15 protein-coding genes are annotated in these 15,719 nt (G+C 46.2%); 12 read left to right on the forward strand and 3 right to left on the reverse strand.

From position 1 onward, the window contains the following. The first annotated feature begins 41 nt into the window (after positions 1-41). Positions 42-989 carry a nucleoside hydrolase gene (locus tag PAEAM_RS16110; RefSeq protein WP_100528236.1) on the forward strand — a complete coding sequence of 316 codons (948 nt, stop codon included), beginning with the start codon at positions 42-44 and terminating at the stop codon, positions 987-989. Between the two features lie 77 nt (positions 990-1,066). Here PAEAM_RS16110 and PAEAM_RS16115 read toward each other — a convergent pair whose 3' ends face one another. Then, entirely contained in the window at positions 1,067-1,534 is a 468-nt protein-coding gene (locus PAEAM_RS16115; RefSeq protein ID WP_100528498.1) for a heme-degrading domain-containing protein, read from the reverse strand. 238 nt (positions 1,535-1,772) lie between these two features. Between PAEAM_RS16115 and lspA the strand changes: the two genes are divergently transcribed. From lspA to PAEAM_RS16170, 11 genes are all read left to right on the forward strand, one after another. Then, positions 1,773-2,264: a signal peptidase II gene (gene lspA / locus PAEAM_RS16120; protein WP_036606631.1), complete on the forward strand. Its 492-nt coding sequence runs from the start codon at positions 1,773-1,775 to the stop codon at positions 2,262-2,264. Positions 2,265-2,761: 497 nt separating this feature from the next. Beyond that, entirely contained in the window at positions 2,762-3,952 is a 1,191-nt protein-coding gene (locus tag PAEAM_RS16125) for an ABC transporter substrate-binding protein (protein ID WP_481856114.1), read from the forward strand. Between the two features lie 24 nt (positions 3,953-3,976). Continuing rightward, on the forward strand, positions 3,977-4,843 hold the full coding sequence (locus PAEAM_RS16130) for a carbohydrate ABC transporter permease (RefSeq protein WP_100528237.1): 867 nt from the start codon (positions 3,977-3,979) through the stop codon (positions 4,841-4,843). Then, the gene (locus PAEAM_RS16135) at positions 4,843-5,670 is read left to right on the forward strand and encodes a carbohydrate ABC transporter permease (protein ID WP_036606635.1); all 828 of its coding nucleotides are present in this window, start codon (positions 4,843-4,845) and stop codon (positions 5,668-5,670) included. The genes PAEAM_RS16130 and PAEAM_RS16135 overlap by 1 nt, the downstream gene beginning before the upstream one ends. Before the next feature lie 328 nt (positions 5,671-5,998). Then, positions 5,999-7,771: a cache domain-containing sensor histidine kinase gene (locus PAEAM_RS16140; protein WP_165789945.1), complete on the forward strand. Its 1,773-nt coding sequence runs from the start codon at positions 5,999-6,001 to the stop codon at positions 7,769-7,771. After that, the gene (locus PAEAM_RS16145; protein ID WP_036671597.1) at positions 7,761-8,555 is read left to right on the forward strand and encodes a response regulator transcription factor; all 795 of its coding nucleotides are present in this window, start codon (positions 7,761-7,763) and stop codon (positions 8,553-8,555) included. The genes PAEAM_RS16140 and PAEAM_RS16145 overlap by 11 nt, the downstream gene beginning before the upstream one ends. 114 nt (positions 8,556-8,669) lie before the next feature. Further along, on the forward strand, positions 8,670-9,989 hold the full coding sequence (locus PAEAM_RS16150; RefSeq protein WP_036671596.1) for an extracellular solute-binding protein: 1,320 nt from the start codon (positions 8,670-8,672) through the stop codon (positions 9,987-9,989). A 38-nt stretch (positions 9,990-10,027) separates the two neighbouring features. After that, complete coding sequence (locus PAEAM_RS16155; protein ID WP_036606643.1) at positions 10,028-10,909, forward strand: carbohydrate ABC transporter permease; 882 nt, start codon at positions 10,028-10,030, stop codon at positions 10,907-10,909. 216 nt (positions 10,910-11,125) lie between these two features. After that, entirely contained in the window at positions 11,126-11,989 is an 864-nt protein-coding gene (locus PAEAM_RS16160; protein WP_047841074.1) for a carbohydrate ABC transporter permease, read from the forward strand. A 236-nt stretch (positions 11,990-12,225) separates the two neighbouring features. Next, entirely contained in the window at positions 12,226-13,635 is a 1,410-nt protein-coding gene (locus tag PAEAM_RS16165; protein WP_100528239.1) for an MATE family efflux transporter, read from the forward strand. A 222-nt stretch (positions 13,636-13,857) separates the two neighbouring features. Then, on the forward strand, positions 13,858-14,754 hold the full coding sequence (locus PAEAM_RS16170; protein ID WP_100528240.1) for a helix-turn-helix transcriptional regulator: 897 nt from the start codon (positions 13,858-13,860) through the stop codon (positions 14,752-14,754). Positions 14,755-14,835: 81 nt separating this feature from the next. On the opposite strand, the gene PAEAM_RS16175 is transcribed toward PAEAM_RS16170, so the two are convergent. Further along, entirely contained in the window at positions 14,836-15,036 is a 201-nt protein-coding gene (locus PAEAM_RS16175; protein WP_100528241.1) for a helix-turn-helix domain-containing protein, read from the reverse strand. Positions 15,037-15,120: 84 nt separating this feature from the next. Continuing rightward, entirely contained in the window at positions 15,121-15,543 is a 423-nt protein-coding gene (locus PAEAM_RS16180) for a sigma-70 family RNA polymerase sigma factor (protein WP_100528242.1), read from the reverse strand. Between the last annotated feature and the right edge of the window lie 176 nt (positions 15,544-15,719).

Genomic DNA, 15,719 nt, shown 5'->3' on the forward strand with positions numbered 1-15,719 from the left:
TATAGAATGTACTATATGAACGGAAGAAGGAGCGCGGCATCATGAGAAGAGTCATCATCGATACAGATACAGCAGGAGACGATACGATTGCGATCTTGACGGCATTGCATCACTTTCAGGTGGAAGGCATCACCATTACGGGCGGTAACGTACAATTCGACCAGGAGGTTGAAAATGCTCTGTACACGGTACAGGTTGCTGGACATGGCGGCAAGGTGCCTGTGTATAAAGGTTGCGAGCGTCCGCTAATGGCCTACGGAAAGGCTCAGCACCGGACAGTGGAAGATGTGCATGGCGATGATGGTATGGGCGGCGCGCATTTCCCGAAGGCAGATCAGCGTCCCGAGAGCGGGCATGCGGTTGATTTTATCATTGAGAAGGTGCATGCACATCCAGGTGAAATTGAACTTCTGGCGATTGCCCCTTTGACTAATATTGCGATGGCAATCCAGAAGGACCCAACGATTATTCCGGAGATTGCTCACCTGTACATCATGGGCGGAACGAATAATGCACTGGGTAATATCACACCGGCGGCGGAGTATAACTTCTACGTAGACCCAGAAGCAGCGAAAATTGTACTGCATGCAGGCATTCCGATCACGATGGTTGGCTGGGAGATGTGCACGCAATATTCAGTGATGGATGATGATGATCATGCAGAGATTGCGGCTCTGGGTACATCGGGTGCCGATTTCTTCACTGCAATCAACAAAGTGGTTATGCAGTTCAACAAGTCGGTACATAAACTCAATGGCACCACTCATCCCGATACGTTGCTGATGGCTGTTGCGGCAGATGAATTCATCATGACCAAGTCGGGTCAATATTATGTGGATGTGGAAGCGGCAGGAGAACTGACACGTGGATACAGTGTGGTTGATATCAACGGACGTTTTGGCAAAGAGCCGAATGTACGTGTCTGTGAAGCCATCGATCGGCCCAAGTTCAAATCCATGCTGCTGGACGTTCTCTCGGCGATCCAATAAACGCAGGAATTTAACTACAGGAAAAAGAAGAAAATCCGTGCCTATCCCAGGTACGGATTTTTTATGCCCATTTTAATCTAGTTTTGCTGCAACAAAAACGAGCGGATACCTGTCGTGACCAGATCATGGTCTTCCTCATCAGGCAAACCCGATACTGTAATGGTGCCGACTTGTCCCTCATTTTCCAGAATAAGCGGGAAAGCGCCACCAGCCAGAACATAGTCAGATGCAGGCAGGTTGAAATCCTGCTCAAGCGTTTGGTCCTCGTTTCTCAGGCGCAGAGCCGTGTGCCAAGAGCTGGATGAGAAATGATTCACCACGTTGTTCTTGCGGCGAATCCAGTCTTCGTTGTCGGGATGAGTGCCTCCCATCGCATGCAAAAAGAGACGATGTCCTTTCAGGGTAATGTCGATGGTCACGGCTTGGGAACGACGCTTCGCTTCTTCGACCAGATGCAGGCCAAGGTTAAGCGCCGTTTCAGAATCAAATTTGCCAAATACCAAGTCACTTTCTTCCTGTTGCATTTCCTTTAATTTCTCTGTCATGATCAGGTTCAAATTACAGGCAGCCCCTTTACATATATGATTGATGTCTACATTCGACATGGATTGGTGTAGTCCCTTCTGGATGCAGTCTGAACGATGTTAGTGGACGTTATTTGCGTGGTTAAAGACCGTTCATTTGGAGACCGTACATCGGCTGTGTTAAAGTGAAGGGAACCTAATATACATAACTCTTAAAGTTAAAATAAGTTATTGCTACGTAGGCAGGAGGAGAAGCACGATGCTGTTTTATTTTGTAGCACTGCTGGTGACTTTGGTGGACCAGGGAACCAAGATTGCAGTGAGGATGTATATGGAAGTTGGCGACGTCATGAGACTGGGTAACTCAGGCATGCAGTTACAGCATTACGAGAACAGTGGAATGGCGGGCAGCATGTTTCAGGGAAATGCGCGTTTGTTTGGTGTGATTGCTGTTCTGTTCATAGCAGGCATGCTGTATTACCGGAGTAAAGGTGAGATTCGCGGTTTCTGGATGCAAGCTGGCGCGGGTTTTATGGTCGGTGGGGCGTTGGGAAATGCAATCGATCGATTTATCTATGCCCGGGTAACGGATTTCCTCGTATTTCCGTCAGGACGCGGGATTTTGAATCTCGCTGATGTCGCAATTAACATCGGTGTGGTCATGATCATCATCGGCATGTTGATTCGTGCATATCAGAGTTATCGGGCCAAGCGTTTACGTAATGCTTTGCCGAAAGCAGAACGTTCGTAATAGGTTGGATAAAAGCGTTACAGTGGCTGAATATAAGCTGAAAAAATGAGGGACATTGGATATTATCCAGTGTCCTTTTTGTTATGCCCAATTCGGGTCATGGGAAGAACTGCCTTGATTCATTTTTATCGAAACCGTTTTAGAAATAATAAAGACGTATATCATCCATTCAGATTGAAGTCGGTTTGGAAGGATTAACCAAATGGTTATTTCACCACCTGAATGGGTAAATCTTTACGTATATAAAGTGAAACTAAGATATACACGAACACGGAGAGTGCAGAACCAATCTGAAGAAGCGAAGCGTGCGTGTTTATCACCGGATTTTCCCTTTGAGGAAGGAAATCAAAAAAATCTGGGGATAACAACGATCGGAAGATGGTACTGCAATCGGAGTGACACCGTGTAAATCACATTAGTTCAATTTTTAAAGCTGAGGGAGGTACAACATGAGAACAACGCTTACCAAGGCTCTCGGGACAATGTTGCTGTGTGGAATGATGGCTGTACTTCTATCCTCCTGTACCAGTGGGGATAGCGCGAATGGCAAAGTGCAGATTGAATTTTTCCAGAACAAGCCTGAAGCCAAAACAACCTTTGATGAATTAATTAAAACATTTAATGCGGAGCATGACGATATCCAAGTGACACAGGTGAATCCGCCCGATGCGGAGACAGTACTGAAGACACGTGTCGTCAAAAATGTTATACCAGATATTATGGCCATGGGGGCAACCGACACCTATTCCATTCTGGCCCAGAGTGATATTTTCACCGATCTGACGGACAGCTCATTACTCCAGACGATTGATCCGAACTACATACAAATGCTGAAGGATCTCACAGGCATGGACGAAGTGACAGGTATTCCTTACGCGACTAATGCAAACGGCATCATGTACAACAAAACGCTGTTTAAGGAAATGGGATTGGACGTGCCCAAGACGTGGGATGAACTCATTGCAACCGCCCAAAAGATTAAGGATGCAGGTGAGATTCCATTTTACTTCACATACAAGGATGACTGGCAGACGAGCCTGCCGTTCAATGCACTAGCTTCCAATCTGGTCGGTATTGATTTCTACCAAGAGCGGCGAGATAACAAAGTGACGTTCAAGGAGAAGTACCGCGAGGTAGCTGAGAAGCAACTGGAACTCATGAAATACGGTCACGGCGATAACTTTGGTAAAGCTTATTCGGACGGTAACCGCGCTTTTGCTAACGGTGAAGCCTTTATGTACATCCAGGGAACCTGGGCCATCTCGGAGATTCGCAAAGCGAACCCGAGTGTTGAAATTGGTTTCTTCCCATTCCCAACAGGCAACGATGCAAGCGAGATCAAGCTGGTGAACGGGATCGACTCCCTGTTTACCATTGCGGAGGACACGCCTAATCGCGAGCAGGCAGAGACGTTTATTGCGTTTCTATTAGAGCCTGAAAATATCGGAAGATATATTGACGAACAGACGCTGTTCTCTGCGGTAGAAGGTGTGAAGCAGGATGATCCTGCCGTACAGGAATTGATGCCATATATCGAGCAGGGCAAGGTTATTGACTTTCCCGATCACTATATTCCGGCTGCGGTGCAGCTGAATTCCATCGTACAGTCCTTTTTGCAGAACCAAAACATCGACAACTATCTAGATACACTCGACAAAGAATGGGACAAGGTTGCCAATCGGCGCTAAGCCTTGTCTGAAGGAGGATGGAGTATGAACAAGCGTATCGCACCTTATTACTGGATGACGGTTCCGGCGGTTGTATTGTTCTTTGTATTTATGACACTGCCGGCCCTCCAGGGCATCTATTATTCATTTACGAATTATAACGGTTTCGGGAAAGAATATGATTTTGTTGGTTTTAAAAACTATTTCAACTTGTTCCAAGATGACAATGTAGGCAATGCCTACTGGTTTACGTTCAAATTTGCGATCGTGGTGACGATCCTGACCAATATTCTGAGCTTGCTCATTGCACTCGGGCTGAATGCCAAGATTAAGTTCCGTAACTTTTTCCGCGGCATTTACTTCCTGCCCAATATTCTGAGTGTACTGATCGTAGGTTACATATTTAACTACCTGTTCTCCAACGTATTCCCGATCTGGGGACAAAATCTGGGCATCAATGCGCTATCCACCAACATTCTCGGCAGCGAGAGTCTGGCTTGGATTGGTATCGTCATTGTTGCAGTATGGCAATCCGTGGCCCTGAATACAATTCTGTATTTGGCTGGTCTGCAAACGATACCAACGACACTGTACGAGGCTTCCAACCTCGACGGCGCAGGCAAATGGCGTGAATTCTGGAGGATTACATTCCCGCTCATTGCTCCATTCTTCACCATTAATATGGTGCTGGCGATGAAAAACTCGCTTATGGTCTTCGACCAAATCGTAGCCTTGACCAACGGTGGTCCCGGGCGGGCGACGCAGTCCATCTCCCACTTGATCTACACCGGCGGATTTGAAGGCGGCGAATATGCATATCAATCTGCGAACTCGGTTATTTACTTCATCGTTATTGCGGTGATTTCAATTCTGCAAATCCGGTTCCTGCAAAGAAGGGAGATGGATCTGTAATGAGAAGCCGTACACGAATTAATTGGCTCGTTATGCTGCTTGTTGTGCTGGGTACCCTGTTTATCCTGTTCCCATTGTATATGACCGTTACAATAGCTTTGAAAAATCCGGAACAGATGGCCCAATCGGTCTTTGCCATTCCGACGACACTTCACTGGGAGAATTTCGCGAGAGCCATCGACATGACAAACTTCTTCCAATCGTTCCGTAACAGTGCAATCGTTACCGCATCTACTGTGCTCTTGACGTTGCTCAGTAACTCGATGGTGGCCTATGCGATTGCGCGGAATATGGAGAAACGCAAGTTTTTCAAAGGACTCTATTATTACTTCGTCAGTGCGATGTTCATTCCATTTCCAATCATCATGCTGCCGATTGTTAAGCTGACAGCATCGCTAGAGATGACAAATCTGGTAGGCCTGATCCTGCTGCACACGGTCTATGGCCTGGCATTTAACGTATTTGTGTACGTTGGCTACATCCGGTCCATTCCGGTAGCGCTTGAGGAAGCGGCGTTTGTAGATGGGGCGACAACCTGGGGCACGTTCTGGAAAATTATTTTCCCGCTCATGGCGCCCATCAGTGCCACGGTTGGTATTCTGACCTGCCTGTCGACGTACAACGACTTCTTGCTGCCACTCATTATTATCAGTGATCCGGGACAGTACACGCTGCCGCTGGTACAGTATGTATTCCAAGGACAGTTCAATACTGAATTTAACCTTGCGTTTGCATCCTACCTGCTCGCGTTGCTGCCGATGATTATCATCTACCTGTTTGCGCAGAAGTGGATCATCAACGGGGTTACCCAAGGGTCTGTGAAATAACTGAAGTTGTGTCACAGAGAAGGATATGTGTGAAGGGATATGAACAAAGAGAGGTGGACTTTAAAAGTCCCCTCTCTTTTTTTGATCCTTGTCATTTAACGTTTGGGAACTCCTGGGAGGATTGATTAACCTGTAAAACTATGCTATTTTTTAGTCGTTAGTTTAATCGATAAACAAAGACTAAGAGAGAAGAAGAGTAAGGTTCATTTCTGCAAGCGCTTTAACGAAAAAAACTGAATACGTAGATAAATCCGGCATCGTTTGTACCCAGTCTTCAAGAGCACGGGCGTAGGTGGTGGGTTCTTTTTCATGCCAAAAAGAGAGGAGAATGGGGAAGTTGCACGGGAAAAAAGGACATTTTAACTCACTTCGGAATCAGATCTTCATTGGTTTTGTTATGGTGATGCTTATTGTTCTGCTGCTCGCAGGCATATCGGCTTATGATCGGGTAGCTGCCCTGCTGAAAAGCAATGCGGAGAAACATATTCACCAAACCGCCGTCCAAGCCAGTGGTAGATTGGATGCGCTCATTGCACAAGTGAATTCGCTGACCGCCCAGGTGGCGGATGATTCATACGTGCAGCGTCTGCTCAGCGATGAGAAGCAAGGTAACCCGGCCACCTTTAATCAGCGCCAAGCTCTCTTGCAGATTGCAGGCAGTTATCAGTCTTTCATTAATGGCGCGCAGAGTATGGAGATATACACTACGGGTTATAACCGCATCTTTCCGATGGATGACCGATCCCTCGATCTCAGAGTGGAGCGCAACTGGATCAACCTGGCGGATGAAGGAAAAGGCAGACTGGTATGGGCAGGCGCTGACCCTGAAGATCCGGGTGTGCTCCTGGCTATTCGGCGGATTAACCTGCTGGATCATTCTTTCGAACACGGAGGTTATGTGGTGGTGCGGATGCAGCGCAGTTTTTTTCAACTCAATGATTCGAATGGGACAGATGGTTCGCAGGACTCTATCATGCTCTTGGATGGTGCAGGCGAAGTGGTGAGTTCCGATCTGGAAATTAATCTCGATCCAAAGGCCATATTGGACAGCGGATCAGTCGTGCAGAACGGGGAGGAATCCTATATCGTCGTCCGGCAAAAATCGGAGTTAACGGGATGGACACTTGCTGTCCTGACCCCGTTGCGGGAGACAACGGAAGGTGTATCCATCCTGAGAACGGCGCTACTCGTCTCGGGAATGATTGGTGTTGTTCTGTTCCTTATCATGTCCTTCTTCCTGTCCACAATGATTACACGTCCACTCATACGGCTGATGCGGGCCATGCGCAGTGCAGAGCCGGGAGCAATGAGACCTAATCTAATGGTTAGCTCTACGATGGAGATCAATGAACTCAACAACGTGTATAACCAGATGGTCTACAGGCAGAATGAATTGACCCGTGTGGTTCATGAGAAGGAGGTCATGCAGTCCCGGGCCGAGTTGAAAGCGTTGCAATCTCAGATTAATCCCCATTTTCTATTCAACACGCTGGAAGCGTTCTATTGGTCCCTTGAGGAAAAGGGAGACGAGGAGATGGCACGTATGGTGGTGGCGATGTCCCGATTATTTCGCTACATCATCTCCAGTTCGCAACAGGATGAATGGGTTACGATTGCCGACGAGCTGGAACACGCGGAGCGTTATCTTCAAATTATGCAGATGCGGTTGGGAGAGAGAATGCAATGGGAGATTCAGCTGAGCGATGCGGTACGTGAGGTCGCAATTCCGAAATTGCTCATACAGCCCTTGGTGGAAAATGCGATTCTTCATGGGGTTGAAAGTAAACTGGGACCGGGAAAGATAAGCATCCATGTGGATGCTTCGACAGAGAAAAATCTGGTTTGCATTGAGGTCCGGGATGATGGTCCCGGTATGGATGAATTACGGCTTCAATCTGTCATTCATGCTTTACATGGCGGGCCCGCTGTATCTAACAAGGGTACAGGTGTAGGTCTAATCAACGTACATCGGCGACTGAAGCTTTACTTTGGCAGCCAACTTGGCGAACGTTGCAAGCTTTCCATAACAAGTAAGGTTGGGGAAGGAACTGTCATTTGTTTTGAGATTCCCAAGGGAACGGAGGGTGCATATGATTCATGACAAAACGATTCTTATCGTTGATGATGAGCCGCGTACAAGAGAGGGTATTCGCAAAACACTGGAAGGATGGTCGGCAGGACGAAATCATATTCAGACTGCAGAAAGTGGCGTCGAGGCTGTGGAATGGCTCAAGAAAAAGCCAGCAGATCTGTTAATAACGGATGTTCGCATGCCGGAATTCTCTGGCTTGTCTCTGATTGAAGCCATTCAGCACTTTTCGAACAAGCCTGTTGTCCTGATTATGTCGGGACATGCCGATTTTCAGTATGCCCAGCAGGCCATTAAGTTGGGTGTTGTGGAGTATATGTTGAAACCAATTGATAAGGAACAATTGCTACAGACCGTCGAAAAAGCCCTAAAGTTCAGCGAACAACAACGACGTATTCAAACGATGCAGGAAATGGTTGACCCCAAGCTGCTGGATGTTAAGGAGCGAGGGGAACAGAGGCTCAATAGCCAGATCAGTGAAGCTTTGACCTATGTGGATGCTCATCTGGGTGAACATGTGACCATGCGTGAAATCGCTGATTTACTTCATCTCAACTCCAGTTACTTCAGCGTATTGTTCAAGGAACAGATCGGCATCAATTTTAGTGAATACCTTACCCGCAAACGCATTCAGCGCGCGAAGGAGTTGCTTGTGCAGACAACGATGCCAATCTCAGAGATTGCGGAACAGGTGGGTTATCAGACGGATAAGTATTTTATCACGGTATTTAAAAGTCTTGAGGGGCTTAGTCCAAGCAAATATCGGCATTCCCTATCTGAACGAAATAACAAATAACCTCAAAAAAGTGGAGTTTTTCCAAATTACTCTGGTCTTATAGGTGTGATAGGCGCGTGCTACAATTTGGTTAAAGCGGTTACATTAACCGAAAAAACCAAGGGGGTTGGAATAATGAGCAAAAAGACGATGGCCATTCTTCTGTCATGGACGCTGGTTCTCGCCGTAATTTTATCCGGATGTAACAGTTCAAGTTCGGATGAAGAGGGTGAAACAGGCAGCAACGGCACAGATGGGAAAGTAACCCTCAAATTTATGCACCTCTGGCCAGCAGGCAGTTCCGCACAGCAAAACAAACTGGTCAACGATATCATCAAGCAGTATCAGACGGATCATCCGAATGTAACCATTAAGCAGGAAGTGCTGGAGAATGAACAATATAAGAACAAATTGAAAATCCTGTCGGCATCCAATGAACTTCCCGATGTTGGTGTAACTTGGGCTGCTGGATTTCTGGAGCCTTATGTGAAGGGGAACCTGTTCGCACCGGTCGATGATCTGTTGAGTGACTCGCTGGGCGAGAAATTCATAGCCGGAACAACAGAAGCTTATGCGATAGACGGTAAAACATATGCGCTACCAATCGAGTTGAATATCTCCCCCATTTATTATAACAAAGCCATTTTTGCAAAATATAACTTGCAGCCGCCAGCAACGTACGATGAATTCCTGAGTGTGCTGAAGACACTGACAGAGAACGGTGAGGTTCCGATCGCACTGGGCAATAAAGACCGCTGGACCGGCTCACTCTGGTATATGTATCTGGCGAATCGGTTAGGTGGAGATGCACTGGAAAAGGCGATCAATGGCTCTGGCAAGTTTGATGATCCTGCGCTGACTCAAGCTGCTGCCGAGGTACAAAAACTGGTGGATATGAATGCTTTCAACAAAGGTTTCAACGGGTTGTCTAACGATGAGGGTAAATCCGAATTCATGAACGAAAAAGCTGCCATGTACCTGATGGGTACCTGGGAACTGCCAAACTTCACGACTAACCCGGACATCCCGCAGGAATTTAAGGACAAGATCGGATTTTTCAAATTCCCAACAATGGAAGATGGCAAGAGCGACATTAACAGCTGGGTAGGTGGTCCAGGCGTAGGGTTGTTCGTTGCCCAGAACTCCAAAGTGAAGGAAGAAGCGCAGAAGTTTGTGCAATACTTTGTGGAAAAATGGGGTGAAAGTTCGGTAACTGAGGCAGGCGTCATCCCGGCAACCAAAGTAGATACGGCGGCAGTACAGTTGCCACAGCTCTATATTGACCTGCTGAACGAATTGAATCAGGCCAGCAGCCTTACACTCTTTGCAGATGTACAGATGAAACCGGCAGCCGCTCAGGCCCATCTTGACATGATTCAGGCATTGTTTGGCAAAGCGGTAACACCGGAGGACTTTGTAAAGAATCATCAGGCTGCAATTGATAAAGGCAATTGACGTACACACGTTTGAACGCTTGAAGGGAGGATAATGTGATGGACAAAGTCATGTCCAACCGTCTCGTTGCTGCGTTGTACGTGCTTCCTGCACTGCTTCTGCTGCTGGTCTTGGTTTACATCCCGATCGTGCTCACCGGATATTATGGGTTGATGCAATGGGACGGGATCGGTGCAATGACCTTTATTGGATTGGATAATTACGCCAGACTGCTTCAAGACGGGACATTCTGGCAGAGTGCGAATCATACCTTTTTGCTTGCTCTGTTCTCCGCGCTGAGTCTGATCGGTTATCTCATGATCGCTTTGGTGCTGTCAGGCAAGATCAAGGGGGCCAATCTGTTCCGTAAAATATATTTGATCCCGATGCTGCTGTCTTCGGTCGCGATCGCCCAGTTATGGCTGAAGATCTATCATCCCAGCAATGGTGTGCTAAACACCTTTCTGGAAGCGATCGGCTTCAGCAATCCGCCAGCCTGGCTGGCGGAGCCATCCCTGGTGTTGTATGCACTGTTCGTGCCGATTCTATGGCAGTATGCAGGCTTCTATATTTTGATCTATTATGCGGCCCTCAAAAATATTCCGGAATCTCTGGTGGAAGCAGCCCGGATTGATGGAGCAAGCCCTTGGCAGATCGCTTTTCGAATCAAGCTGCCCCTTATTACAGAAGTCATCAAGGTGACTGTGGTACTGGCTGTGGTAGGCTCACTCAAGTATTTTGATCTCATCTACGTGATGACCGATGGCGGACCAAATGGCTCCAGCGAAGTGATGGCCTCCTATATGTATCGTCAGGCGTTCCGTAGCTTCGACTTTGGTTACGGCAGTGCTGTAGGGTTCTTCCTGCTCTTGATCTGTCTGCTTGTTACCTGGCTGCTTCGTAAAGCGACAGCATCCAAAGATACGATCCAGTATTCCTGACGCTAGTTCGTGTCTGAAAACTCGCTGAAGTGCATCTTTTACCGCCTTTTCGCCCCCTGCTGCGTCAATTTCCCTTGACGTGCCCCGGCACGCCTGCGGAAAATTTCCTTGCTTGGAACGAAAATTCGGCAAAATCTGCCACCTTCGGAGTTTCCAGACACGCCCTAGTGAAATGAAAGGAGGTCCATCCCGGTGAAGACGGATACGGCTGTTAGATTGCCAACTTACCCGGGGACAAGCCGAGGTTCGGCATGGTTAAGGAGATTCGGATATATTCTGCTGTATTTCCTCTTGTCCCTGGTAGCTTTGCTGCAAATTTTACCTTTGGTATGGCTGCTGTTATTCTCGCTTAAAAATAATCAGGAAGTATTCGACATGGCGCCTTTTTCCCTTCCTGCTACTCCGCGTTGGGAAAACTATGTCAAGGTATGGACAGAGGGAAATATCAGCTTGTACTTCTTCAACAGTGTATGGATTACGGTGGTCTCGGTGGTGGTCACTGTGCTGTTTGCCAGCCTGGTGACCTTTGCCATTACGCGTATGCGCTGGAAGGGTCGTTCGCTGGTGCTGGGGCTGTTTATGGTGGGTCTGATGATCCCTGTACACTCCACGTTGATCCCGCTGTTCAGCTTGTTCCTGAAGCTTCATCTCACCGATCATCCTTTGTCAGTCATCCTGTCTTATATTGCCTTTAATATGCCAATTACCATTATGATTCTACTCGGATTCTACTACGCGCTTCCCCGAGAAGTGGAAGAAGCCGCAGTGATGGATGGTTGCTCCGTGCATCGGATTTTCTTTCGGATTGTGCTGCCAATGACGTCTTCGGTCATTTCCACAACGGCGATCATCAACATGATCTATAACTGGAATGAATTCATCTTTGTTAATACGTTCATCAGCACAGATTCGTACAAAACCCTGACTGTTGGTGTACAGAACTTTATCGGTCAATACACAACGGATTGGGGAGCCATTGGTGCAACGCTGATGATTAGCATTATGCCAATCCTGATTGCTTTTCTCATCCTGAGTAACCGAATCGTGGAGGGAATTGCTGCGGGTTCTGTTAAAGGTTAAAAGGCTGAGGGTTTAAGGTCCTTCCATTACTTGCTCAAAAGCGAGTTGGGAAGGACCTTTTTTGTCTTCTAAAACCTCTGGCAGGCGTACGGAAGATGGGCTATATGAAAGCAGTGAAAATACCTATTTATGGAATTACAAAAAACTTTCAACTTTTTTCGCAAAACTACTGCATTTTCAAACCACCTGTGCTAACATACCCTAAGAATTAAAGCCCACATGGGAAAGGTGAGAAAATGACAGCAATATCCTCAACCAAAGAGTCCCTTCGTTCTGATGCCAAGGATCTGAATCTGATTCGACTTACATGGCCTATTTTCTTGGAACTCTTCTTATTTATGTTGATGGGGAGCGTGGATACGCTCATGCTCAGCTCGGTGTCCGATAATGCGGTCTCCGGCGTTGGAGCAGCCAATCAGATTATTTCTATCGCTATCCTTGTATTGGAAGTCATTGGACATGGTGCTGCGATTGTAGTCGCACAATATATCGGATCCAAAAAGTTAAGTGAAGCAGCACAAGTTACGGGTAATGCGATCACACTGAATCTTATCGTAGGTCTGGTCCTGAGCGGAATTTTCCTTCTGTTCGGAGGACATTTGTTATCACTCCTGAACATTCAAGGCGAAATTTACGATTTTGCCCGTTCGTATATAAATATCGTCGGTGGCGGTATCTTCCTTCAGGCGCTCATTAATGCGCTGGCTGCGACGATTCGTACACATGGTTACACCAAAGAAACGATGTATGTTGCTGTATTCATGAACGTGATTCACGTTGTTGGTAACTATGCATTGATCTTTGGACACTTCGGCCTGCCGAAGCTTGGGGTGGAAGGGGCAGCGATCTCCACGGTGGGAAGCCGTTTTATCTGCCTGCTGATCTTCTTCTGGTTGTTGTATCGTGTGAGCGAGGTACGGGTGGATTTTGAATACTACATTAAGTTGTCCAAGAAATTCATTGGCAAAATTCTGCGGATTGGCATTCCGTCTGCGATGGAATCCATGGTATATCATTCCTGCCAGCTCGTGTTCACGCTGTATGTGACCTATCTGGGCGCAGAAGCTATGGCAACCAAGCAGTATGCGGGTAATATCTCCAGCTATATCTACTTGTTCAGTATGGCAATTGGTATGGGGACATCGATCATTGTAGGTCGGCTTGTGGGTGCGCGGCGCAAAGACGATGCGTACAAACGTGTTTTTGACAGTGTAAAATGGGCCCTTCTGGCTACGGTTATCATTGATGTAATCATCATTTTTTTCCGTGTACCGCTGATGAGCATCTTTACGGATAATCCGGAAATTATCAAGCTGGGGGCTCAAGTGATTCTACTCAGTCTTTTGCTCGAAACCGGGCGTACCTGCAATATTGTGATCATTGGTTCCCTGCGTGCGGCAGGGGATGCAAAGTTCCCGGTATACATGGGTCTGATCTCTATGGTCTGCATGAGTCTGCCTCTGGGATACCTGCTCATATTCAAGCTTCATCTGGGGCTCGCTGGTGTGTGGCTTGCCATTGCGGCGGATGAGTGGACCCGCGCGGTCATTATGTACTTCCGCTGGAAAAGTCGTGCCTGGGAGAAGCATGACCTTGTGGAGCATGATGAAGAAGAGGTTGGTGCACAGCCGGTACCAGCTGTCTGACGAATAGATAAAATGAACCTGCTGTAGATCAATGAAGTGGCTCTAGAGTAGCCACAGGGCGGCAGTTTCCCAGAAGAGTCAATTACGGACAGGATTCAATCCGTGATTGACTCTTTTTGCATCTCCGGCAGAGGTAAGCAGAAATAAAGATAGCAAAAATGATCAAAACGGCGATGACATCCTTCACGTATAGTAAGGATATGGAAGGGGGCTTTACCTCAGTTGAGCCGTTATCGTGCAATGATTCAGCAAAGTTTGTTCTATATTGAGACTCATCTGCATGAGCAGATTGGACTGGAAGAAGTGGCATCCGAGGCGTTGTTGTCGCCGTATCACTACCATCGAATTTTCCGTAATGAGGTGGGCATGACCGTGGTGGATTATATCCGAAACCGTCGGATGAGTCTGGCGTCCACCACCCTCCGATCGACGGATGCGGGCATTTTGGATATCGCGCTGGCTTGTGGTTTTGAGAGTCAGGAAGCCTTCACCCGTGCATTCCGCAAATTATATGGCATGCCACCAGGACGTTTTCGCAAATTGTTTGATCTGAAATTATTCGAAGGAAGAACCAGAGGAGGAGAATTACAGATGAATCAGACGTCAACAATTACAGGTTGGATGTTAACCGGAAGTCACCCGCAGAATTATGAGATGGGCATTGATCCGGCTGAAGTGCATCAGGGAAAAGCTTCAGGATATTTGAAGGCCGTTACGCCGATGGAGCCTAACGAGTTCGCAACAATGATGCAACAGTTCAGAGCGGACAAGTATGTGGGTAAGCGGATGAAGTTATCGGGATTCGTGAAGACCGAGCATGTGGATGCGTTCTGCGGATTATGGATGCGTGTGGATAATAACGTGCATGATGTACTTCAATTTGATAACATGCATGATCGGCCAATTACGGGTACGCAGCCATGGAATCAGTATAGTATTGTGCTTGATGTACCGGAGGGTAGCGCGGTCATTTCATTCGGGGTTATTTTGAACGGCAAAGGAAAAGTGTGGGTCGACAGCTTCCGCTTCGAGGAGGTTGATCCGAACACACCACTGACACATATGGAGACAGAGTACGAGATGTCGGACGAGCCGCTCAATCTGTCATTTGAGGAGTAAGCATATTTATATACAGTTCATAATGATTATGAACTGTATATAAATAAAATTGAACCTGAGATACGATTAAAGTCCATTAGATTATTTAATCTCATAGGAGTATAGAACTTCAAGGAATTTAGTAATTAGTTCTTGTCTTAAGTCCTCCCTGTTTTGATTGTTTGTCTGACGAAGAGATTTTTTGATTTTTGGCTCGAACTTTTGGATGATTTCCAGAACTGCAGTCTGACTCCCTGATTTTGCCTCAGTCAGTAGATCGTACATCTCATATGAATTATTCATTATGTACCTCCTATTAATTTATTTAATGCTGTGATTAGAGTCTAGTGATTGTGCAAAGATTGGATAAGATGTATGAGTTAATATTTAGCTTTTCTCTGAGTAAAGAAACTTACGTAATTTATTTAATGCATTTTTTCTTGTTTTTGAAACACTCTGTTGGCTTACGCCCAACTTTTGAGCAATTTCTATATCTCTCTCCTCTCTACCATAAGAGAGGTTTAATATCTCCTTTTCGCGATGCGATAATTCCAAAAATAGTTTGTGTAAATTGGGGTCACTAATCTGGTTTTCTAATCCATATAACTCTTGCTTAAACAACTCATCATTCGCATGATTTAAATCACTTTCTTCAACATCATCCATGATTAAGGCAAACCTATCTTGATGTTTTCGAATTTTTTTATCAAAGTTTATTGAGTTGAAGTGTAGGAGAGTTGATATGTAACTAACAAATTTTTTCTCGAGCTCAGCTTTCATACTATTCTGTAAACCTTTTGTGTCAACCATAAATTTTCCTCCTTTTAAATGAAGTTTGTATAACGAATTAGGAACATATGTTCTTGTTTTATTATACACTTCTTTTGTAAAAAATGCTTGTTAATTTAGGAATTAAATACATTAATTATAAATAAAAAAAAGGTAACCCATCATTTAGATGAGTTACCTTTTTTATTGAATTAATT

Source organism: Paenibacillus sp. GM1FR (assembly GCF_002803315.1).
GTDB lineage: Bacteria > Bacillota > Bacilli > Paenibacillales > Paenibacillaceae > Paenibacillus > Paenibacillus amylolyticus.